This is a genomic window from Chryseobacterium sp. Mn2064, assembly GCF_049319685.1.
Lineage (GTDB): Bacteria > Bacteroidota > Bacteroidia > Flavobacteriales > Weeksellaceae > Chryseobacterium.
Genome location: NZ_JBMOUE010000001.1, coordinates 865,998 through 886,905, shown reverse-complemented (window position 1 = coordinate 886,905; position 20,908 = coordinate 865,998). Strand labels below are relative to the sequence as shown.

Here is a 20,908-nt window from a genome sequence, read left to right as displayed (position 1 = left end):
ATTATTTCTTATAAACGACAGGCAGTATTTCGTTATGTCTTAACCCGTATTTTTTGATTTCCTCTTCGGAAAACTTCTTGGAGTAGAAGTTGATATCTGTTTCAAAACCGGCTTTTCTCAGACGTTCAAAATAATCCATACCGTACCAACGGACGTGGTCGTATTGCCCGAAATGTTTCTGGCGTTCTTTTGGATCTTTAATGGTGAAATCTTCATAGGTTTTTTCCAGTGAATTTTTCATCGGAACCTGAAGTATTCCCCAACCGCCGGGCTTCATTACTCTGTACAGCTCACTCATTGCTTTTGCATCATCTTCAATATGTTCCAGAACGTGGTTACAAAAAACAATATCAAAGGTTTCGTTTTCAAAAGGCAGATCCAGAATATCGGCCTTCACGTCCACAATGGGAGAATAAAGGTCAGCTGAGATATAATTAAGATTGCTCATTCTTTTGAATTTCCTTAAAAATTCCTGTTCGGGAGCAATGTGCAATACTTTATAGTTTTTAATAAAAAAGTCAGTTTCATTCTGAAGATACAGCCACATCTGACGGTGTCTTTCCAGGCTCAAAGTTCCCGGAGAAAGAGCATTCTCACGTTGTTTTCCGTACCCATACGGAAGAAATTTTCTGTAAGATCTTCCGTCGATAGGATCATAGAAATTTTCTCCTTTGAAAAACTGATAAATCAAAGGTCTTGCCCAGATGCTCATTTTGATCAGCATCGGACGTGGAATTTTATTCAGTAAAAGTTTGGTTACCTTTTTCATTAAAAATCCAGTTGGAACTGCTTTTCTTCATCACTTACAATCCCTAATGCCTCATATACATAGTCGAATGTTGAAAGCAAAACAGGTTTACCATTAATAACGGCTACATCATGCTCAAAGTGTGCAGATGGCATATTATCTAAAGTTGTTACCGTCCAACCATCGTTATGGAATTTCACTTTTTCAGTTCCCATATTAACCATTGGCTCGATCGCAATAGCCAGTCCATCTTTGATTACTTTTCCACTTCCCTGTCTCCCATAGTTAGGAACCTGTGGATCTTCATGCATCTTTCTTCCCAATCCGTGTCCTACAAGCTCTCTTACCACTCCATAACCTTCTTTTTCACAATGTGCCTGAATCGCATGAGAAATGTCTCCAATTCTTTTTCCTCTGATACACTGTTCAATTCCTTTGTAAAGAGATTCTTTGGTAACCTGTAACAATTTTTTAATTTCCGGCTTCACTTCTCCGATTTCAAAAGTATAAGCGTGATCTCCCACAAAACCGTTAAGAATAACTCCACAGTCTACAGATAAAACATCACCTTCTTTTACAATATCATTATTTGGGAAACCATGAACTACCTGCTCATTCGGAGAAATACACAGGGAGTTTGGAAATCCTCCGTATCCTAAAAATGCAGGTTCAGCACCATGATCTTTAATAAAATCATGAGCCAGTTTATCTAAATATAAAGTGGTAATACCGGGTTTAATTTCTTTCGCCAACATTCCCAATGTTTTAGAAACCAAACGGGCACTCTCCTTCATCAGACGTAATTCGTCTATCGTTTTTAATTGAATCATTGTATTAATTTACCAATGTATTAATATATCAGTGTAGCCTATTGATTGATAAATTGGTACACTATTAAATTGTTATATTTTTATTCTACCAGAAAAGTCCTTTTTTCTTTTCTTTTTTTAGTTTTGAATAAGCAAGAACTTCTTTTCCTTCAACACGGAATTCTATTCTTTCCTGAATAATATTGTAGATTTCGCCCCATCCTGGGAACCCTCCTAAGTTTCTGTCATCAATAAACCAGTCTGCATCTAATTTTCTGGATTGAGTTTCCGAATCAAAAACTTCTCCTTCAAAGCTGGAATTCACGGCATAGAATTCTATTCCGTTGCTTTTACAGAATTCAACTGCTTCATCAAGAGTTTTCCCATGCCTGTATGTCCAAAGAATAAGTCTGAAGCCTTCTGCCTGAAGCCTTTTTAGGGTTTCGAATGCAAAAGTTTTCGTTTTCCCAATTGCCGGATAGGCATCATCAACAATAGTTCCGTCAAAGTCAACAGCAATTTTTTTATTATTTAACATTTTGTTCTTTTTTTAGCTTTGCAAAGATAAGAAATAAAAAGAGTGCCCAAAAGAAAGGCACTCAATAGTTTTATAATTTAAATGATCGATGGAAAGATTAGCTCTTTACCCAGCTGAACTGGAACTGAAGATCAGGAGTTGAAACTCTGTCTGTGATCTTCTGTAGTCTTGCCGGAAGCTTCATCAGGTATTCCTGAGCTTTTTCAGCTTTTTCAGTAAGACCTTTTACGTGTTCAATTTTCCATTCGTCTAATAAGTCTTTCATAATATTGATATAATCCTGACCTGTGTATACCATACATCTTTGTGCCGCATCTGAGAAATGTCCCCAAAGTTCTCCTGCCTTTTGTCCTGACTGTCTCATCAGGTGAGCAGGCATAACGATCTTTTTACGCATCATATCTTCGAATGCAAGGATCATTTCTGAAGGGTCTATTTCAAGGATTTTTGCTACGAAATGTTTGTAAGCTTTAGCATGTCTTGCCTCGTCTGCTGCAATTACCCCACACATTTTAGCTAGCTTACCGTTTCCGGATTGCTTTGCCAATGTTCCTACTCTTCTGTGAGAGATATTAGTAGCTGTTTCCTGGAAGCTTGTGTAAATAAAGTTTCTGTAAGGATCCATACTAGTTCCTAAATCGAAACCGTCGTTGATCAGATATTGAGTCGTAATTTCAACTTCTCTCATGTTCACTCTTCCGCACAGGTAAAGATATTTGTTCAGTAGATCTCCGTGTCTGTTTTCTTCTGCCGTCCAAGCTCTTACCCAGTTGGCCCAGCCCACTTTTTCTTCCTGATTAATTCCGTCTACTCCCATTAGCCAAGACTCGTAAGAAGGTAGGGCTTCTTCTGTAATACAGTCTCCGATAAGCGTTACGAAAAGATCATAAGGCATCTCACGGGCAAAGGTCTGAATTTCTTCTAAATCATGTTTAAATTCCTCGCTTGAAGGATCTGGCAAGTAATCGGAAGGCTGCCATATTTTTTCAATTGGCGTTAAAAATTTATCAAGAAAAGAACCTACTTCCTTTTCCAATATTCCCATTACTTCTTTCCTAACAAGCTTTTGATACATTTTTTATTCAGTTTTAAACAGCAAAGATATGATTTATTTATTATTTAAAGCATAATAAAGTATGCATCTCATACCTTATCTGACATAAATCATAAAAAAATACCGATATATGATTATAACGGTATTTTTTTATAATTATTATTGAATTTTAGTTAACTAAAATATCACCTGTCATGGTATCTGGTTTTTCTACGCCCATTACTTTAAGGATGGTAGGCGCAACATCGCCCAGTTTACCTGGCTTTAGGTTCCATGTATGATCTTTATCCATTACGATGAAAGGAACCAGGTTGGTTGAATGCTGAGTATTTGGAGTACCATCCGGATTCAACATTACATCTGAGTTTCCGTGATCTGCAAGGATGAAAACTGCATATCCGTTTTCGTAAGCGGCAGTCGCTACTTTTTGGATACACTCATCTACTACTTCTGCGGCTTTTACTGCGGCTTCAAAAACCCCTGTATGGCCTACCATGTCGGTATTGGCAAAATTCAGACATACAAAATCAGCCGTTCCCTTTTCCAATTCCGGTACGATAGCATTGGTGATGTCGTAAGCAGACATTTCCGGTTTTAAATCGTAAGTAGGAACATCTTTCGGGCTTGGACACAGTAATCTTTTCTCTCCGTTGAATTCCAGCTCTCTTCCTCCTGAGAAGAAAAAGGTAACGTGAGGATATTTTTCTGTCTCGGCAATTCTGATCTGAGTTTTTCCGTTTTTCTCAAGAACTTCCCCCATTGTTTCTGTTAAAACATTTTCATCAAAAACCACTTTAACATTCTGGAAAGTTTTGTCGTAGTTCGTTAATGTAATATAATACAGATTCAGTTTTTTCATAGAATACTCAGGGAAATCCTTTTGTGAAAGAACTTCTGTGATTTCTCTCCCTCTGTCTGTACGGAAATTGAAACAGATCACTACATCATTATCAATGATTCTTGCTACCGGTACTACATTTCCGGTTTCTGTTGTATTGACTAAAATGATGGGTTTAATAAACTCATCGGTTACATTATTGTCATATGATGTTTTAATAGCAGCTAGGGCATCGGTAGTCTGCTCTCCTATTCCTTCTGCTAGGGCATCATAAGCCAGCTTCACACGCTCCCATCTTTTATCTCTGTCCATAGCGTAATATCTTCCTACAACGGTAGCCAGCTTTCCTGTAGTAGCTGCCATATGCTGCTGAAGCTCATCGATGAATCCAAGTCCTGAATGAGGATCACAATCTCTACCATCGGTAAAAGCGTGAACAAAAACATTTTCATTCAAACCAAACTCTTTGGCAGCGGTAAGTAATCCTTTTAAGTGATTGATATGTGAGTGTACTCCTCCGTTGGAAACCAATCCGATAAAGTGTACTTTTTTGTTTTCTTTTCTGGCATATTCAAAAGCATCCTGAATAGCTTTCTCCTGTCCTAAAGTTCCGTTTTCAACGGCCATATTAAGTTTCACGAGATTTTGATACACAACTCTTCCAGCTCCAAGGTTCATGTGCCCAACCTCGGAATTCCCCATCTGCCCTGCCGGAAGACCTACTGCCAAACCACTTGCTTCAAGTGTTGTATGTGGAAACTTCTGGTAACAGCTGTCTATAAATGGTGTAGTTGCTTTATCTATTGCGGAAACGTCCGGGTTTGTTCCTAATCCCCATCCGTCAAGGATTGCCAGTATTGCTTTTTTCGACATTTTGTAAAACTTTTGTTAGACAAATTTATCGAATTTCCTATGAATAGAAGAATTTGAAGACTCGAATTTTATTGATTATTGATCATCAATGAATTGCTTTTAAAATTATTGTACGAAAAGTAGACTTAATTCGTATGGTTGCTATAACATTATGCTTCTCCTCCGGACTTATGATGCTAAAATAATTTTGCCTTCAAAAAGCATATTTCTAACCAATTTCCCGCGTGTCAAGGTTTAAAGGGAAATCATAAAAATTCGTCATGATTTGGCTTCATTAATCCGTAAATCTTTTTAATTTTGCTGTATGGATTTACGAGATCAATTGAAGAATCTTTTTCCTGATCATGATGAGCAGGATTTTGAAATGCCTGAAGAAGAGTTCAAGCAAAAAGAACCTTTGGTATGCAAGTTTGAGAAAAAAGGAAGAAATGGTAAACCTGTCACCATTGTAGAAGGTTGGGAAGGCAGTGAGGAAGACCTTAAAAAAATCTCAAAGAAAATAAAAACCACCTTAGGAATAGGCGGTTCTGAAAAGGATGGAACGATTATCATTCAGGGGGATAACCGGGATAAAATCATGAATATCCTTAAAGAAATGGGTTATAAAACCAAACGTGTAGGCGGATAATTTAGAAGTAAATCTGGGTTTCCGGCAGTAAGGTTTTTAAATTTTCAATGGTATTTTTTTCTATAGGATTTCCTGTAAGAATCAATGTTTTCAGATTTTTAAGCTGTTGAATTTCTACGGGAAGATCTTTTAGATTATTGTTGGCAAGATTCATGCTGACGATGTTTTTCAATCCTTTTATTCGGGGCGAAATTTCTGTGATCTGGTTTCCGCTAACGTTCAAAAATTCAAGGTTTTTGGCTTTGAACAAATTTTCCGGAAGTTTTACGATAGCATTCTGCTGCAATTCAAGGTATTTTAGGTTTTTAGGAAAAGATAAATTACCTAAATCATTGATCTGATTATCTGATAAGTTCAAAAACTTCAGATTGACGATTTTATTCAGTCCATCCGCAATGAAGCTGATCTGATTTCCCTGCAAATTAATTTCTTCTAAAGCCGGAATTTCCATTAATGCTTCGGGAAAAACATTCAAATTATTGGCATCAAAGTGTACGACCTTTAAATTTTGAAGTTTTGCAAGATTGGGATTAATGCTTGTCAGACTGTTGAGATTCATAGAGAATGTCGTCAGTTTTGTAAGCTGGCTTATTTCGTTTGGAATATATTTAATACTGTTTTCATTAACGTTGAGAATTTCAAGTTCCTTTAATGCGAAGAGTTCCTGATCCATTTTTTCAAGCTTATTGGCCATAATGTTCAGAAAAAACACGGAATCCAGCCGGGTAATCTGCGGAGGAAGATTGAACATTCCTTTTTCCCGAAAGCTGATGCTGTAGACCGTTTTTTTACTGTTTAAAGCCTCTTCAATATTGGTAAAAGTAGGATATTTAACAGGGTCAATCTGTGCATTGATCTGGGAAAGTGACAGTAGGGAAATAAGTAAGAAAAGTTTTTTCATAAATATAAAAGTCTGGCGGCAACGATGTTGCCGCCAGACGGAAAATATTAATAGTTTACTTCTTTAAAAGTTTTACTGTTTTTTGGAATCCTCCTTCTGCTTCAATATTTAAAATTAAAACACGAGTTCCTTCCAGCTGCTGAGTGAAATCAAGGTCCAATACTTTGTTGGTTCCGTTGAATTTCTTTGTATAAACGATTTTCCCGTCCATACTGTAAGCCGTTACCGAAATATCTTTCAATCCTTTTGCAGAATTGATTTTAACTATTCCTGATGTAGGGTTTGGAGCTACAGTTACAGTATTTTCAGCGTTTGTACTTTCAATAGTTCCTAAAGATCCTTCGATTCCCAGGTTACTTTTAAGTGCTATAACAACCGTTGCTGATTTTCCTTTGTAATTGATTGTATTTCCGGTAGCATCTACATCCGTAGAAATGGTGGAATCCGGGTGCTGTACAGAGAAGAAACCAAATTTATGATCAGGAGTAAAAGTAAGTCCTGTAGGTTCTGCACCAGCCGGCATAGAAGCAAACAACCTTACTTTTGGATTAGCCTGAGTGTGATCCGGAGCAATAACCCAGATATAGTTCTTTCCACCATCCTGAAGAACCCAAAGGTTTCCAAGTTCGTCGAAAGTAAGGTTATCATTACCGTCTGCCCAAACTTCAGATTTCATTCCTTGTGCAGTATTGAAAGAATATACAGTAGAGCCACCTCCTACAAAAGTTTCTACCTGAGAAGCTGTAGTTCCGTTATCTTGTAAACGATACACTCTGTCTAATCCTTTGGCGGTAAAATAAATTCTTCCATCCAATGGGCTGATGTCTACATCTTCTACTCCATTGAATTTGGTTCCTCCAAGAGAAAACGCCAGTGAAGCGGTATTATTTTGGTCAGCCTTTGTTTTATTCGGAACCTGAATCCACGTTGCTGTAGTTCCTGCAGGATCTCCGGCAGCCGTTAATCCCTGATCCAGTTTCAATACATAAAGATTTCCTGAAGAAAGATCATTAGGCGTATCCATCACATATTTATAGACCATGTGAGTTCCTCCATCTTCTCCATAATAAGCAATAGTTCCTGCATTATTGATCACTACATTTTCATGGTTCATAATTCCCATCTGCCAAAGTTTTCCTTTAGAACCATCTGTATTTTTAGAAATCACCTGAGCCGTTGCAGGATCAATCTCAACCAACCATCCGTAATCTTTATATCCATCAGCATTCACATCATTTGAAGTAACAGATTCTTCAGCCGTTACAACAGTCCCCCAAGGAGTAATCCCTCCCGAGCAGTTTCTGATAGTCTGCACTAAACTAGGATCTGAAAAGCTTACCGCTCTGGATTTTGTCAACTGCCAAAGCTTCGTTGAAGCATTATAGTTGATCTCTGCCATGGTAACTCCTCCAGGATTGGTTTCGTGGTTTACCGAAAGATATCCGTTGGTGCTGCTTCCTGTTTTAGGAACATAAGCTGTAAAGTCATTCTGACCTCCTACTAACCCACCTCCTTCTGTGTAATTGTCACCTTCTTTTAAGATAAGCTGATATTTATGTTCTGCAGGAATGATCAGTTTATCAGTCTGTGCTGTCGGAACAATAGAAGTAAAGCAACTGATATGGGTTCCGTTACAAGCGACAGGGTTTGTAGTGTTTGTTGTCGTTTTCAGATAAGCATCAATTCTAAGATCAGAACTTGTTGTACTTCTGTTGTGTAGTTCAACTGAGATTCTGTTGACACCATTTACAAATTTTGACTTTGGAATAGAAAAAATATTATACACATTTTCTGCAGCGCCGTCAATTGTTGTACTGGAAAAAGTATTGAATGTAACTGTACCGGCAGGCATATTGTCTCTCACAACTTCTTCTCCGTTAAGATATACAATAATCCCATCGTCTCTCATCACTCCAAGTTCCATATTATCAGAAAGAGTGGAAAGATTTACTGTAAAGTCTTTAGCAAAATAAGCCGTAGTAAGCCCGGAATTGATTGTTGTAGTAACAGGATCTCCATATCCAAGAGGTCCATTTCCTACGGCCCATGTTGAGACATCGTAGTTAGCAGCATTCCATCCTGTTGGCTGTGCCTGATTGTTGTCTTTGTAGCTCCAAGATGCGCCTTTGTCAAATATCAAGGTCTGTGCCTGAATACCAGAGCAGGCAATTAAAGCTAACGCTCCAATTGTTAGTAGTTTTTTCTTCATTTTTAATTTAATTTATTAGACGTTGCAAAACTATTTTTTTGAAGCTATCTCTTTGTTAAGAGGATTTTAAATATAAAACGAAGAATATTAAATTATCAGAAACTCAATGTTAAGAGAGTTAATTTTTTGTTAAATAAATACTGATTTTATTCTATTTTGCCCTGCTTACATCAGTTAGGGCATTCAGAAAGGCAATGATCTGTTTGATTTCAGTTTGGGTAAGATTAAGCTTGTCCGGTGCAAGAGTCTGGTTCTTCATTTTTAAACCTAATCCTTCACCGCCACCTTCGTTATAAAAATCAAGGACTTCTTCTAATGTATTGAACGCTCCATTATGGAAATATGGCTTAGTAAGAGCAATATTTCTCACAGTAACGGTTTTGAATGAATAATCATAGATCCATGATTTCTCTTTTTTTACAGGACTGTTTCCACGGCCAAGATCATGATCCAATTCAATAGTTTTTTGATTGATTGGTTTTGTTGTGATCCCGAGAACTTCAGATTCATTTTCGTTAAAAAACGGCGGTACCAAACCTGAAAAGTGAGGGGCAAAATGACAGGTAGCACAATTCGCTTTTCCCATAAAGAGGTTAAACCCTTTCTTTACATCGTCAGAAACATTCTTTTCATTTCTCATGAAACGGTCAAAATCACTGTCAAAAGAATACAATGATGCCACATACGAACTTAAAGCCTTTGAGAAATTCTCTTTGCTGATCTCTCCGTCTTTAAATGCTTTTCGGAAGGCTTTTTTGTAGGCAGGTTGTGTTTTTAACTTCTGAATAATACTTTCATAGCTTGTATTAAATTCTTCTTCGTTATAAATAACGTGCTCAGCCTGCTGCTCAAGGTAGAAAGCACGAAGGTCATAGAAAAATCTTTTGGCAAAAACTGCATTATAAAGTGACGGAGAATTTCTCAAAACTGTTTTCCCTTCCACATTACTTGGTGATTTTGATTTCAGATCTGTAAAGGCATTTTCCTGAAGATGACACGTTGCACAGCTCATTTTTCCGTTACCACTCAAGTTCTGATCATAGAAAATCGATTTTCCAAGTGTACGAAGCTCTGGATTATCTTCTGAAGATTTCAATAATGTATAAAAATAAGGATCTAAGAAATCGCTGTTGAAGAAGTTTTTATTTCCTACATTCCATCCTGAAAATTCTTTAAGATCATCGGCTTTTCCGTCCCAATTTCCCAATTCTTCATATAAAGGCTGAATGTACTTTTTGTAAAATTCAATTCTGTCGAAAGCTTCAAAATCGGTATTTTGTGAAAGATAGCCAACTGCTTCTGTTAAAGTCTGATTTGCTTTTTGGGTATTGTAATTTTTAAAATAAGGATCATCATTAATGTACTTCTGCATCCCAGAAAGCGCATGGCTGGTTTCTTCAGAAATATTCAAAGACCCTGGTGTGTCAAAGCCTGTTACTCCTAATGAATATATTCTGATCAATTCTATTCTTAAAGGCAGTGTTTTATTGTTTCCTTTGCTTAATCCGTTTTTTACAGCACTCAAATAAAACCCTGAATAACTGTTGTATAAAAAGTCTGTGATGGTTTTTATTTTCTCTTTCTCGTCGGCTGCTTCTTCTGAGAAAATCAGTTCATCCAAAACCTGCAATCCTTCCGGAGGTAAGGTATAAGCTGTTGTGCCCGCTGCTTCTATGTGAAATAAAGGGGCTGCATTAACGTGTGTTTTAGTAAATTCCGGGTAATGATAGGCGATGTAAAATTCTATTTCTTTAAATGAGTTTCTTGTTCTGCTCAATGACTTTTGTAATTCTTCCAGGGAAATTTGGCCTTCTGAAAACAGACGAACATCCGATTTCAGCTGTTCAAGTTTGGTTTTAAAGTCAGACAACCCTTTATTAACAAATGTATTTTCTTTCTCTTTTCCTTTGTAAACAGGATTGAAAGACATAACTGCAAATCCTATTAAAAGAACGAAAACAAGCAGTGGATAAAATCTCATTAATTTTTAGCGGTAAAACTATCATTCTGATATTATCTCAGTTTTAATAGCAGATTAAATAATGTTTATATTTCTGATACAATATTTTTCACTAATTTTAAACCCCGAAATCAAATTCATTATTCTAAAGGATACGGTTTGTTCTAAAATACCGGTAAATAATGGCGGGAGATTATTGGGGAAGGATTTTTTTATATTAAATTCAACACATCAAAAACTAAATAGTATTATGAAAACAAAACTATTGTTTGCATTTACGGTAAGTTTCCTGTCTATTACCACTTTTTCACAAAAGAAAAAGCAGACGGAACAATCCACCGGAAAGAAGCAGGAAACAGCAGTTTATGCCGAGAAAAAAGGAAATGATTATTATCTCGTTCGCCTGGAAAAAGATAAGGAAGTACCCAACGTTTATGTGTATTCTGCGGGAAATATAAAGCCTTATAAAACCTATACCGACCTGAAAAATGTCCTTATGGATTTTCCCGGAATGATGAGTTCCAACAACTCCACAAAAGAAGAACTGATTTCTATCCTGAAAAAAGATGATCATTTCTATGAGATTACCTCGCAGAGAAAAGATCCTAAAAATATTGAAAAAACCATCGTTACGGTATATGAAGTAATGAATGGGCAAAAAAGAATTGTAGAAGAATACTCTACTATTTATGAATTGATTGCTTCGCCTTATAAAGAAGCTATTTTAATTAATTATTAAAAACAAAAAATATACATACTATGCTAAATAAACTTGCTGCCTCAGAACTTGTTCTGAATGAAGACGGAAGTGTATACCACCTGAATCTTTTACCTGAAGATATTGCCGACAAAATCATCCTTGTAGGTGACCCAGACAGAGTAGGAAAAGTTTCAAAATACTTTGATACTGTAGAAATCAAAAAAAATAAAAGAGAATTCTATACGCACACAGGAACTCTACGTGGCGAAAGAATTACAGTAATGTCAACCGGTATCGGAACTGAAAACATCGATATCGTAATGAACGAACTGGATGCTTTGGTAAATATTGACTTAAAAAACAAAGAATTCAAAACAGAACATAAAGCACTTGAGCTTTTCCGTATGGGAACTTGTGGAAGTGTAAACCCTGACGTGCAGGTTGATAATATGCTGGTTACTCAGAATGTTGTTGGTTTGGACGGGTTAATGCATTTCTATCAGGACTATAGTTTTGAAAATGAGTTTTCTAAAAACTTTGTAGATAAATTCCCTTACGAAAAAATCAAGCCAATGCTTTACTTCTCAGATTGGGCAGAAGAAATGGGCGAATATTATAAAGATGCCAAATACCACGGAAATACGGCTACATTCCCAGGATTCTATGCTCCACAGGGAAGACAGCTTCGTTTAAAGGCGGTGGATGATCAATTCCTTGAAACATTAAATGATCTTGGAATCACCAACTTTGAAATGGAAACCTCTGCGATCTATGCCCTTTCAAAACTATTAGGTCATAAAGCAATTACCGTAAATAATGTGATTGCCAACAGAAGACGTGGAGAATTCTCTGCAGATCACCATGCTTCTGAAAAGAACCTTATTACCTGGGTACTTGACAGAATTATTAAGTAAAATATATTTAATAATTACGATAATAAAAGAGCTATTCTCAATGAGGATAGCTCTTCTTTTTTGAAAGACTTCTATTTTCTACCATTCATCAAGATAACTACACTTTTGTGTAGATTTATGATAAATAGCTCCTTTTTAATATCTATTTCACTGATTCCTATAGGTATTTTATTAATTTAGCACCAGAAAAAGTTATTAAAACGATCTGATAATCATGAAAAACACTAAGATGCCTGAAGCTCCAAAACTTTCAGAATTATCTTTTGATGAGCTCACAAAAGAAGAAAAAAAGCGTTCTGCAGCACATATTTCATTTTGTGTCATTATGGGAATGTTGGTTGGAGTAGTCATTTATATAACCATCAAGAAAGGATTTACAGCATTTACTCCACTTCCACTGGCTTTCATGCCGTTATACCTAATTATACTGAGTAGCTGGAGAAATGCACGAAAAGAAATCAAATCCAGAAACGCAAAATAAGATTTCACAAAAAGAAACTTCTAACTATAACATATAAATATTATCAAAAATATAGTCCGTAGATTGATCTATGGGCTATATTTTTTACTATTAAGCTATTTAAGTTATCAACATTGTGTATAAGAAGTAGACTGAAGCGGCATTGAAAATCGGAGATTTTCATCTTATGTGAACTCAATTGTTCGGTATCTTCTTATATTTTCTAAAGTGGACTAAAGTGCTAAGAAATAAAAACCTTTAATGAATGATATTCACCATTTTTAAAGAAAAAAGGACCTCCAAAACTGGAAGCCCCAACACCATATCAACTATAATATCTCGATTATTTTCATTAAAATTCATTGATCATTACATAAAAATGTCCGGAATACAAGCTATTGGCATTCCCAGAAATATTGGTAAGATTAAGCGTAATACTGGAAGCAGAAGTCATTCTTGGGTTTGAAATAGAAAAAGAGGTATTCCCCATAAAATCTCCCGCTGGCGAAACCGTTACCACTGCTCTGGTGGACCCCGGCTGATACCCTGCCGGAACCGGAATATCAATTGTTGTCGATTTTCCAGGAGGCAAATTGTTGATTGATACTCCAGGCCAAGCTTCGAAACTGATCTGACTTTTCTGTACACTTCCCTTTTCACCTAACTTAAACTGTCCGTTTACATCAAGTTTTGCAGAAACATTTGGCGCACCTGTTCCAATCCCTACATTAGCATTACTATTCCCCAAAATAATGGCATTAGCCTGTGAAGTAGTTGCTCCATATCCTACTGCTGTTGAAAACTGACCTAAAGCATTTGCTCCAGAACCCAAAGCGGTTGAATTTTGACTATCGGTAACTGCGTTATATCCTAAAGCAGTTTCGCTATTTGTATTTGTTTTCGCGTTATATCCTAATGCTAAAGATTGAAATCCTCCTGCAGAAGATTCGTTTCCAATAGCTACAGATTCATTTTTACTGGTTTGTGCATGATATCCAATTGCGGTAGATCTGAAACTACCCGCTGTAGATTTATTTCCTATCGCCAATGCTTCATTTGCAGAAACAGAAGCTGCAGTACCAATAGATATTCCTTCAAATGCTGAACTTGAACTTCCAATAGCAATACCATTCTGACCTGCATTGGCTCCCAATCCTAAACTTACAGAATTATCAACACCTAATCTTCCTGCAATAACCGAATTCACTTTAAACACCAAGTCATCATAGGTTTTTGTTCCTAAAGCAAGATTAGTATTGGCCCCCCCATAGTTTCCGGCATTGGTTGCCGTAAGATTCCAGCTTGTACCGTCATCAACTCTTGTTGTATCCCCAGAATTTGTTAAAATTTTATTCCATTTTGCATTAAACCAATAATAAAATCCTGTTTCTTGCAAAGTTCCGTTACCGTTGTTCCACACAATAAGACCATCTGCCGGAGAAGGAACTGTAACATTGTCTGTAGCTGAATTCAAAGCAATACTTGTAAGCAGCACTCCTTTATTTGTTGATTTAACATGAAGCATTGCTGAGCTGTCTGGCTGTGATAATCCGATCCCAACCTGAGCTTTAGTAGAAATAATAAATAAAGAAAATAGAAGACTTACCTGAAATTTGCTTTTCATTGACATTACACACGTTTTTTATGGTCGCAAATATACAAATTTTTAATAAAATCGCAATTTAATTGAAAATTTGACAATTAAAAACACACTAATGTGAATAAAATACAAGTTAGTCACCAAACATTGAAAAATATTTACAGATCAACAAGTTATATATTAACTGTTCATGAACGTTTAAAGATAACTCACTTTGTGAACAAAATTTAACACTTGCAGTATTTACAACAAATATCACATAAAATTGAATAAATTAAAATGATTTATTTTCTAATAAAACAACTTTCTAAATGGTCATTCACCATTCCAGTAGCCTGCATATGGGCATAAACTACCGTAGAACCCATGAATTTGAACCCTCTTTTCTTTAAATCTGCAGAAATAAGATCAGAAATTTTTGTAGTAGCAGGAATCTCTGATACCGTTTTGGGAGCATGATCTGCAATTTTCCCATCAGTAAAACCCCATATATAATGAGAGAAACTTCCGAATTCTGATTGTACTTCCATAAACCTTTGAGCATTGGTAATAGCCGCCCGTATTTTAAGTTTGTTTCTAATGATTCCGGGATCATTCATTAAGTCATTTATTTTTTCTTCAGAATAAGAGGCCATTTTTTTGTAATCAAAATGATCAAATGCTTTTCTGAAATTTTCTCTTTTGGCAAGAATAGTATACCAGCTCAATCCTGCCTGAAAGGATTCCAGGATAAGAAATTCAAATATAGTTTCGTCATCGTAAACCGGTCTTCCCCATTCTTCGTCGTGATACTTTCTGTACAACTCATCTTTCTCGCACCATCCGCAACGTATTCTATCCATATGTTTTCAATTTTTATAAATTAATATAAATGTGAATTTAGAAAAAGATAACAAAACATTATGAAAAGTTTAACAAAACTGCCCGGTTTTAGGAATGGTTCTTGTTTATTTCCTATCACACAACAAAACATTTAATATTATGAACAATTCGGAATACAACAAAGCGGAAAATGCAGTAAACAACACGGAAAATTCTTTAAAGAATGCAGCGGACAATACAAAATGGAAAATTGAAGAACTGGCGGACAGAGCTAAGGATTATATTAACGAAAAAAGATCCAATGATGAAGAAGCACAGCAGGAAGATTGGTTCGACAAAGTAAAAAATAATGTTTCTGATGCTTGGGACGATATTAAAGATAAAGCCAACGATGCGTGGGAAAAAACAAAAGATGCTGCAGAAGATGTGAAGGCAGAATGGAACAAGAAAACCAATTAAAATTTCAGTCATATAAATATTTTCAAGAAAATGGAGTCTTAAATTGCTAAGGCTCCATTTTTTATTATGCCATAAGCACAATTATTGCTACATTTGTATTATAATAAACATTAAAAAATTATGTCATACGGTTTACTTAAAGGCAAAAAGGGAATTATTTTTGGAGCCCTTAATGAACAATCTATCGCATGGAAAGTTGCTGAAAGATGCCATGAAGAAGGTGCTGAATTTATTTTATCTAATGCTCCTATCGCTTTAAGAATGGGAGAACTTAATGGTTTAGCAGAAAAAACAGGCTCTGAAGTAATAGGTGCTGATGCTACTTCTATAGAAGATCTTGAAAAACTTTTTGATGCCGCTGTTGCAAAATTTGGAAAAATCGACTTTATCCTTCACTCTATCGGAATGTCTATCAACGTAAGAAAAGGAAAACATTATACAGAAATGAACTATGACTGGTTGGAAAAAGGTTGGGATATCTCTGCTGTTTCTTTCCACAAAGTAATGCGTGTAGCTTGGGAAAAAGACTGTATGAACGAATGGGGAAGTATTTTGGCGCTTACTTATATTGCTGCTCAAAGAACATTCCCGGATTATAATGATATGTCTGATAATAAGGCTTATCTTGAAAGTATCGCTAGAACTTTCGGAAACTACTGGGGAGAAAGAAAAGTACGTGTAAACACCGTTTCTCAGTCTCCTACCATGACTACTGCAGGGAGTGGTGTGAAAGGTTTCGGAGGATTCCTTGGATATGCAGAAGATATGTCTCCACTAGGAAATGCTACCGCTCTTGAGTGTGCAGACTACTGTGTGACTCTTTTCTCTGATCTTACTAAAAAAGTAACGATGCAGAATCTTTTCCATGATGGAGGTTTCAGCAGCTCAGGGGTTACTCAGAGAGTAATCAGTAAATATGACGCTGAATAATCATCAGAAAGATTATTTTTTCAATACAATAAAGGAGCAATCCTATTCGATACAAGCAATGCATTTATGATGCATTGCTTTTTTTATGATCGTAAATAAATATATTTCAACCATATATCGCATTTTTAAAAATAATTCCAATATTTAATAATATGAATTTAAAATATTTATTAAATATTCAAAATATCCATAAATTGATATTACCAAACCAACTTATCTATTTATGGAAAAAAAAATTAAGTCTTGTAGCGCAATACTTCTTATTGCTGCGTCCTCATTCTTCAATTCTTCTCATGCGCAGACCTGCCCAAGTTGGGGTCCGTATCTGGAAGGTTTTGATATGGCCAACTCCGGTGAGCTCTGGTATTCTGAAGTAATGGCAGACAATACCTGCAAAAAGGTAAATACTTACTACTCTACCCTGAATTTTTCTCTGGGTCCGCGGGGCGGATATGCAGGAATTCAGTATAAGCAGAATGAAATCTACAATAACATTTTTTCAATGTGGGATTTACAGGATACCAATGTCCCTCAATGTACTACCGAGTATACCGCTCCTAATACGTTTGTAGATGGTTTCGGAGGCGAAGGAACGGGCCTTCACACAGATAATCCAATGCCATGGACTCCCGGAACGTGGTATGCTACTGTCGTAAGAAGATGGTCTACCGGTGATGGAAAAACCCGAATAGGATTTTTTATGTTTGATTATAGTACTGGAAAATGGAAACATTATGTCACTATTGTTACCCCTGAAAATGATGCCAAGTTCACGGGAACCAAATTAGGAGGTTTTGTAGAAAATTGGAACTCTGCTGCCAGCAAAGCAACCCGATGCGGATATTTCAGAAATTTCTGGAGTATGAATACACAGGGAAACTGGTCGAAACCTTCAAGATATACTGCTTCTGCCGGAACAGGATCCTGGGGAGCTGAAACAGCATTTAACAACACAGCGATTAAGGTAACCTCTTGTGGAACAGCTCCGGCACCTTCCGGAGGATCCATCACGTTTAACGGAATTACTCAAGAAGGGACAAAGCCCGGAACAGCTACACCTGTTGTAGTGACTACTGTTTCCTCATCCTACAATACTTCAAATAATTCAGTGAATGTGACATGGGCGAATTCAGAAACTACAAGTCCACAGTTTTCCTATAAAGTTTCATTATACACTGAAGCCAGTTGGGCAAATTCTTATACTCCGGTAGCTGCGGTTACGGGTATTCGTCCTGATCAGAGAAGTATTCAGGTGCCGCTACCTGCTAATTCTCAGCCTGGAAAATACTACGTAAGTGTTGTATTGGAAGATATTTTTAAGCAAACTTCTAATTTTGGGTATAATAATTTAACCATAAATTCTATTGTAACGACACCTACTATTGATCCGAATGCCTACTACCGAATAAAATGTGTGGGAAGCAGTCAATACATAAGTCCTGCCAATTACAGTACGACCGCCAGTACCAAAATGGTTCAGTATCCTTTCAACAGTAACCTAGCTCAGCAATGGAAACTGGAAAAAACAGGAAATAATTATATTATTATCAATCGTGCCTCTGGTTTAGCGATTGATCTTCCAGGTTCCAATACAGCTAATGGCACTACGCTGATACAATACCCAAAACATGGGGGTAATAATCAACAATGGGTATTAAGACCTTATGCGTCAAATACGTTTGTCATAGGAACAGCATTGTCGAATATGAAAGCAATGGATAATCCTGCCAACTCACAAACTTCGGGGACTAATATCAACATCTGGGATCAGGATATGAATGGTTCTGCCGGAGTGAATCATCAGTGGGTACTTGAGCAGGTAACCACAGCAACTTCTGGTACTTCTGCAAAACAGGAGGCTACTTCTGTCGTTTACCCTAATCCTGTAAAGCAAGGTGAAGCTTTTACCATCAATCTTCCTGAAAATGGCAGCAATTACGAAGTAACAATCGTCAACTCTGAAGGATTAACCCTACAATCCCAACAGGCAAAATCAGGTAAAACCATCATTTCTACTTCGCGAATGAGAGCCGGAATTTATTTCTATAGTGCTCAAAATACCAACGGAACTCTTTCAGGAAAGTTTTCTGTGCAATAAATTACAAATAGATATGAATGGGAATCGGCGACCTCTTCGAGGCCGCCGATTCTGTCAAAATAATATTAATATGATGTTATAAAACTACTGTCTGTATAGAGTGTGCTGGGGCTGTTAATTTCGCAGCCATTCCTTCGATCCATAGATTGGTATCAATGTCATTATCTGAATCGTTCATGATGACGGTCACCAACTGTCCGTTTTCGTTCATAAAAGCAGAAGACGTTAAGGCAGCTCTGTTGGAAGAGCTTCCAATTCTTTGAGCATTAGGCTTAATGTATTTTGAAACATGGCCTATATAATAATACTCATAAGTATAGAAAACCTCTCCTGTTTTGGTATCTGCAATGATGGGGGCAAAACAAAAATTTCCTTTGTGGTTAGGACCTCCTGTTTCATCTAAAAGGATATTCCAGTCTGTCCATAAAGCATTCCCTTTATTGAAGTCGTTCAGCATATTTTTACTGTACAACTCTCCAAGGCTTACATCATAAATTCTGTCCATATTGAACTGTTCTTTACATCCTTCTGTAAAGGCCAGAAATTTATCAGGAAAAGCTCTGTGGGTTTCAGCTAAGTTGTCGAAAAGCTGAGTTTTATTATTCCACGTTTCATACCAATGATAACCAATTCCATGAGCGTACTTTGATGTTTCAGGATCGCTTAATGTGGTAGTGGCTCTTTGATAAATCAAATCTCTGTTATGATCCCAGATCATTACTTTTTTATCTTTGTATCCGTTTTTCCAAAGCGTTGGTCCAAGATTATTCTTTAAAAACTCACCTTCTTCTTCAGCTGTATAGATGCAGGATTCCCAACTTTGGGTGGCCATGGGCTCATTCTGAACCGTTAAGCCCCAAATATTGATTCCTCTTTTCTCATATTCTTTAATGAATTTGATATAATAATCTGCCCAGGTTTGATAGAATTTGTTTTCCAGTCTTCCTCCTTTGTATAAGCTGTTATTAGATTTCATCCATGCTGGTGGGCTCCAAGGGGAAAAATAAAATGTAAAGTTATTTCCAATCGCTTTCTGAGCTTCTTTGATCATCGGGATCTTATATTTCTCATCATGAGCAATATTAAAAGTCTTCAATGAAGTATCATTGTCCGATACGTAAGTGTAGGAATCACTCGAGAAATCGCAGGAGTTCATATTGGTACGAACGACAGTGTATCCCAATCCGTTTTTACCGAAATAGGCTTCGAGGATTTCTTTCTGCTTGTTTTTAGGCATTTTATAGAAAGTTTCTGCAGAAGCATCTGTAATGGCGCCTCCAATCCCTATCAGTTTTTGATATTTAAAATTAGGGGCAATGAAAATACAGGCATCCGTTTCCTTCGGCTGCCCGAACTGTTCAAACTTTACGGAACCTTTATCTGCCATTTTTTCATTCACTTTAGAGTTGGTAAGAATTACCTTAGCTGTTTTCCCTTCATGTTTTTTCCAATAGTTCTGGGCATTTACATTCATCACAATGCCTACTACAAAACAACTTACAATTAGTTTTCTCATGATTTTTTATTTTGGACTCTATAAGTCCTCTTTTTCATTATTGAGTCTGATAGACTCTTACATAATCTATATAATACTTTTGTGGGAAAATTTGATCATCAATACCTTCTTTTCCGCCCCAGAAACCTCCAACTGCCAGATTCAAAATAATAAAATACGGTTGGTCAAAAGGCCAGGCTTCATAGGTTTTTTCTTTATTTTCATAGGTGAAAAATTTTTGATCATCAATATAAACATCTATTTTTTCGGGAGTCCATTCTGCTTTATACACATGGAATTTTTCACTCACATCTTTTACAACCAAAGTATCGGTCTTCTGTGTCCCCTGAATATGATTGTATTTTTTGGTATGAACCGAAGCGTGTATATATCCAGGATTAAAACCAACATGCTCCATGATATCCAATTCACCATCATCCGGCCATTTTTTCATCTTTTCGCTCATCATCCAGATGGCAGGCCATGTTCCACGTCCTTTCGGAAGTTTTGCACGAACTTCTACTGTTCCGTATTGAAAAGAGAACTTTCCTTTGGTTAAAAGTCTTGCCGAAGTATATTTACTGTTCTCCCAATTTTCTTTTCTGGCCTCAATGATCAGATTTCCGTTTTCCATTCTGGCATTCTCCAGTCTGTTTTTAGTGTAAAACTGGGCTTCATTATTACCGTAACCGCCGCCGCCAACGTCATACTTCCATTTTAAAGAATCCGGAAGACCTTTTCCATTAAATTCATCACTCCAGATCAGCTTTCTGTTGGAATCTGTTTTATTTGAAGCGCAATTGACCGCTGACAAAAGTAAGAGTGCAGCAGTACAACATTGAACAGTATTTCGGAGTTTAATTTTCATATCG

Annotated in this window: 19 protein-coding genes; 7 read left to right on the top strand and 12 right to left on the bottom strand. The window is 36.6% G+C overall.

Annotation, left to right across the window (positions count from 1 at the left end; translation table 11 throughout):
* Position 1 precedes the first annotated feature (1 nt).
* From ACL9RH_RS03830 to gpmI, 5 genes are all read right to left on the bottom strand, one after another.
* Positions 2-769 carry a class I SAM-dependent methyltransferase gene (locus ACL9RH_RS03830; protein ID WP_422692015.1) on the bottom strand — a complete coding sequence of 256 codons (768 nt, stop codon included), beginning with the start codon at positions 767-769 and terminating at the stop codon, positions 2-4.
* Complete coding sequence (gene map / locus ACL9RH_RS03825) at positions 769-1,578, bottom strand: type I methionyl aminopeptidase (protein ID WP_422692014.1); 810 nt, start codon at positions 1,576-1,578, stop codon at positions 769-771. Before map ends, ACL9RH_RS03830 begins: the two co-directional genes overlap by 1 nt.
* A gap of 85 nt (positions 1,579-1,663) precedes the next feature.
* Positions 1,664-2,095 carry a BT0820 family HAD-type phosphatase gene (locus tag ACL9RH_RS03820; RefSeq protein ID WP_422692013.1) on the bottom strand — a complete coding sequence of 144 codons (432 nt, stop codon included), beginning with the start codon at positions 2,093-2,095 and terminating at the stop codon, positions 1,664-1,666.
* A 97-nt stretch (positions 2,096-2,192) separates the two neighbouring features.
* A complete protein-coding gene (locus tag ACL9RH_RS03815) occupies positions 2,193-3,170 on the bottom strand; it encodes an acyl-ACP desaturase (RefSeq protein ID WP_065394661.1) in 978 nt (325 codons plus the stop codon).
* 148 nt (positions 3,171-3,318) lie between these two features.
* On the bottom strand, positions 3,319-4,860 hold the full coding sequence (gene gpmI, locus ACL9RH_RS03810; protein WP_422692012.1) for a 2,3-bisphosphoglycerate-independent phosphoglycerate mutase: 1,542 nt from the start codon (positions 4,858-4,860) through the stop codon (positions 3,319-3,321).
* 304 nt (positions 4,861-5,164) lie between these two features.
* Here gpmI and ACL9RH_RS03805 point away from each other — a divergent pair, with 304 nt between their 5' ends.
* Positions 5,165-5,488: a translation initiation factor gene (locus tag ACL9RH_RS03805; protein WP_414845121.1), complete on the top strand. Its 324-nt coding sequence runs from the start codon at positions 5,165-5,167 to the stop codon at positions 5,486-5,488.
* A gap of 1 nt (position 5,489) precedes the next feature.
* On the opposite strand, the gene ACL9RH_RS03800 is transcribed toward ACL9RH_RS03805, so the two are convergent.
* From ACL9RH_RS03800 to ACL9RH_RS03790, 3 genes are all read right to left on the bottom strand, one after another.
* A complete protein-coding gene (locus tag ACL9RH_RS03800) occupies positions 5,490-6,389 on the bottom strand; it encodes a leucine-rich repeat domain-containing protein (protein ID WP_422692011.1) in 900 nt (299 codons plus the stop codon).
* Between the two features lie 55 nt (positions 6,390-6,444).
* Entirely contained in the window at positions 6,445-8,598 is a 2,154-nt protein-coding gene (locus ACL9RH_RS03795; RefSeq protein ID WP_422692010.1) for an alkaline phosphatase PhoX, read from the bottom strand.
* Between the two features lie 151 nt (positions 8,599-8,749).
* Entirely contained in the window at positions 8,750-10,579 is a 1,830-nt protein-coding gene (locus tag ACL9RH_RS03790) for a cytochrome-c peroxidase (RefSeq protein WP_422692009.1), read from the bottom strand.
* A 229-nt stretch (positions 10,580-10,808) separates the two neighbouring features.
* Here ACL9RH_RS03790 and ACL9RH_RS03785 point away from each other — a divergent pair, with 229 nt between their 5' ends.
* The 3 genes from ACL9RH_RS03785 to ACL9RH_RS03775 all read left to right on the top strand — a co-directional run bounded on the left by ACL9RH_RS03785 (position 10,809) and on the right by ACL9RH_RS03775 (position 12,653).
* Positions 10,809-11,297 carry a hypothetical protein gene (locus ACL9RH_RS03785; protein ID WP_422692007.1) on the top strand — a complete coding sequence of 163 codons (489 nt, stop codon included), beginning with the start codon at positions 10,809-10,811 and terminating at the stop codon, positions 11,295-11,297.
* Between the two features lie 20 nt (positions 11,298-11,317).
* On the top strand, positions 11,318-12,172 hold the full coding sequence (locus tag ACL9RH_RS03780; RefSeq protein WP_422692006.1) for a nucleoside phosphorylase: 855 nt from the start codon (positions 11,318-11,320) through the stop codon (positions 12,170-12,172).
* Between the two features lie 214 nt (positions 12,173-12,386).
* A complete protein-coding gene (locus tag ACL9RH_RS03775) occupies positions 12,387-12,653 on the top strand; it encodes a hypothetical protein (RefSeq protein ID WP_422692005.1) in 267 nt (88 codons plus the stop codon).
* Between the two features lie 331 nt (positions 12,654-12,984).
* Here ACL9RH_RS03775 and ACL9RH_RS03770 read toward each other — a convergent pair whose 3' ends face one another.
* Together ACL9RH_RS03770 and ACL9RH_RS03765 are read right to left on the bottom strand one after the other, a co-directional pair.
* Positions 12,985-14,256: a hypothetical protein gene (locus ACL9RH_RS03770; protein WP_422692004.1), complete on the bottom strand. Its 1,272-nt coding sequence runs from the start codon at positions 14,254-14,256 to the stop codon at positions 12,985-12,987.
* Positions 14,257-14,516: 260 nt separating this feature from the next.
* Positions 14,517-15,074, bottom strand: coding sequence for a DNA-3-methyladenine glycosylase I (locus tag ACL9RH_RS03765; RefSeq protein WP_422692003.1), 558 nt, complete (start codon positions 15,072-15,074; stop codon positions 14,517-14,519).
* Between the two features lie 139 nt (positions 15,075-15,213).
* On the opposite strand from ACL9RH_RS03765, the gene ACL9RH_RS03760 reads away from it, so the two are divergent.
* The 3 genes from ACL9RH_RS03760 to ACL9RH_RS03750 all read left to right on the top strand — a co-directional run bounded on the left by ACL9RH_RS03760 (position 15,214) and on the right by ACL9RH_RS03750 (position 18,541).
* Positions 15,214-15,513 carry a hypothetical protein gene (locus ACL9RH_RS03760; RefSeq protein ID WP_422692002.1) on the top strand — a complete coding sequence of 100 codons (300 nt, stop codon included), beginning with the start codon at positions 15,214-15,216 and terminating at the stop codon, positions 15,511-15,513.
* A gap of 120 nt (positions 15,514-15,633) precedes the next feature.
* Entirely contained in the window at positions 15,634-16,443 is an 810-nt protein-coding gene (locus ACL9RH_RS03755; protein WP_062670284.1) for an enoyl-ACP reductase FabI, read from the top strand.
* Between the two features lie 223 nt (positions 16,444-16,666).
* The gene (locus ACL9RH_RS03750; protein ID WP_422692001.1) at positions 16,667-18,541 is read left to right on the top strand and encodes a DUF3472 domain-containing protein; all 1,875 of its coding nucleotides are present in this window, start codon (positions 16,667-16,669) and stop codon (positions 18,539-18,541) included.
* A 76-nt stretch (positions 18,542-18,617) separates the two neighbouring features.
* Here ACL9RH_RS03750 and ACL9RH_RS03745 read toward each other — a convergent pair whose 3' ends face one another.
* Both ACL9RH_RS03745 and ACL9RH_RS03740 read right to left on the bottom strand, forming a co-directional pair.
* Positions 18,618-20,057: a glycoside hydrolase family 30 protein gene (locus ACL9RH_RS03745; RefSeq protein ID WP_422692000.1), complete on the bottom strand. Its 1,440-nt coding sequence runs from the start codon at positions 20,055-20,057 to the stop codon at positions 18,618-18,620.
* 37 nt (positions 20,058-20,094) lie between these two features.
* Positions 20,095-20,904, bottom strand: a complete 810-nt coding sequence (locus ACL9RH_RS03740) for a glycoside hydrolase family 16 protein (protein WP_422691999.1) — start codon at positions 20,902-20,904, stop codon at positions 20,095-20,097.
* Positions 20,905-20,908: the final 4 nt, after the last annotated feature.

Excerpts from the sequence above, each read along its gene's own strand:
- ACL9RH_RS03805 (WP_414845121.1), top strand. The coding sequence starts at position 5,165 with ATGGATTTACGAGATCAATTGAAGAATCTTTTTCCTGATCATGATGAG.
- gpmI (WP_422692012.1), bottom strand. The coding sequence starts at position 4,860 with ATGTCGAAAAAAGCAATACTGGCAATCCTTGACGGATGGGGATTAGGA.
- ACL9RH_RS03765 (WP_422692003.1), bottom strand. The coding sequence starts at position 15,074 with ATGGATAGAATACGTTGCGGATGGTGCGAGAAAGATGAGTTGTACAGA.
- ACL9RH_RS03815 (WP_065394661.1), bottom strand. The coding sequence starts at position 3,170 with ATGTATCAAAAGCTTGTTAGGAAAGAAGTAATGGGAATATTGGAAAAG.
- ACL9RH_RS03760 (WP_422692002.1), top strand. The coding sequence starts at position 15,214 with ATGAACAATTCGGAATACAACAAAGCGGAAAATGCAGTAAACAACACG.
- ACL9RH_RS03780 (WP_422692006.1), top strand. The coding sequence starts at position 11,318 with ATGCTAAATAAACTTGCTGCCTCAGAACTTGTTCTGAATGAAGACGGA.
- map (WP_422692014.1), bottom strand. The coding sequence starts at position 1,578 with ATGATTCAATTAAAAACGATAGACGAATTACGTCTGATGAAGGAGAGT.
- ACL9RH_RS03775 (WP_422692005.1), top strand. The coding sequence starts at position 12,387 with ATGAAAAACACTAAGATGCCTGAAGCTCCAAAACTTTCAGAATTATCT.
- ACL9RH_RS03745 (WP_422692000.1), bottom strand. The coding sequence starts at position 20,057 with ATGAGAAAACTAATTGTAAGTTGTTTTGTAGTAGGCATTGTGATGAAT.
- ACL9RH_RS03830 (WP_422692015.1), bottom strand. The coding sequence starts at position 769 with ATGAAAAAGGTAACCAAACTTTTACTGAATAAAATTCCACGTCCGATG.
- ACL9RH_RS03785 (WP_422692007.1), top strand. The coding sequence starts at position 10,809 with ATGAAAACAAAACTATTGTTTGCATTTACGGTAAGTTTCCTGTCTATT.
- ACL9RH_RS03770 (WP_422692004.1), bottom strand. The coding sequence starts at position 14,256 with ATGAAAAGCAAATTTCAGGTAAGTCTTCTATTTTCTTTATTTATTATT.
- ACL9RH_RS03755 (WP_062670284.1), top strand. The coding sequence starts at position 15,634 with ATGTCATACGGTTTACTTAAAGGCAAAAAGGGAATTATTTTTGGAGCC.
- ACL9RH_RS03740 (WP_422691999.1), bottom strand. The coding sequence starts at position 20,904 with ATGAAAATTAAACTCCGAAATACTGTTCAATGTTGTACTGCTGCACTC.
- ACL9RH_RS03790 (WP_422692009.1), bottom strand. The coding sequence starts at position 10,579 with ATGAGATTTTATCCACTGCTTGTTTTCGTTCTTTTAATAGGATTTGCA.
- ACL9RH_RS03800 (WP_422692011.1), bottom strand. The coding sequence starts at position 6,389 with ATGAAAAAACTTTTCTTACTTATTTCCCTACTGTCACTTTCCCAGATC.
- ACL9RH_RS03820 (WP_422692013.1), bottom strand. The coding sequence starts at position 2,095 with ATGTTAAATAATAAAAAAATTGCTGTTGACTTTGACGGAACTATTGTT.
- ACL9RH_RS03795 (WP_422692010.1), bottom strand. The coding sequence starts at position 8,598 with ATGAAGAAAAAACTACTAACAATTGGAGCGTTAGCTTTAATTGCCTGC.
- ACL9RH_RS03750 (WP_422692001.1), top strand. The coding sequence starts at position 16,667 with ATGGAAAAAAAAATTAAGTCTTGTAGCGCAATACTTCTTATTGCTGCG.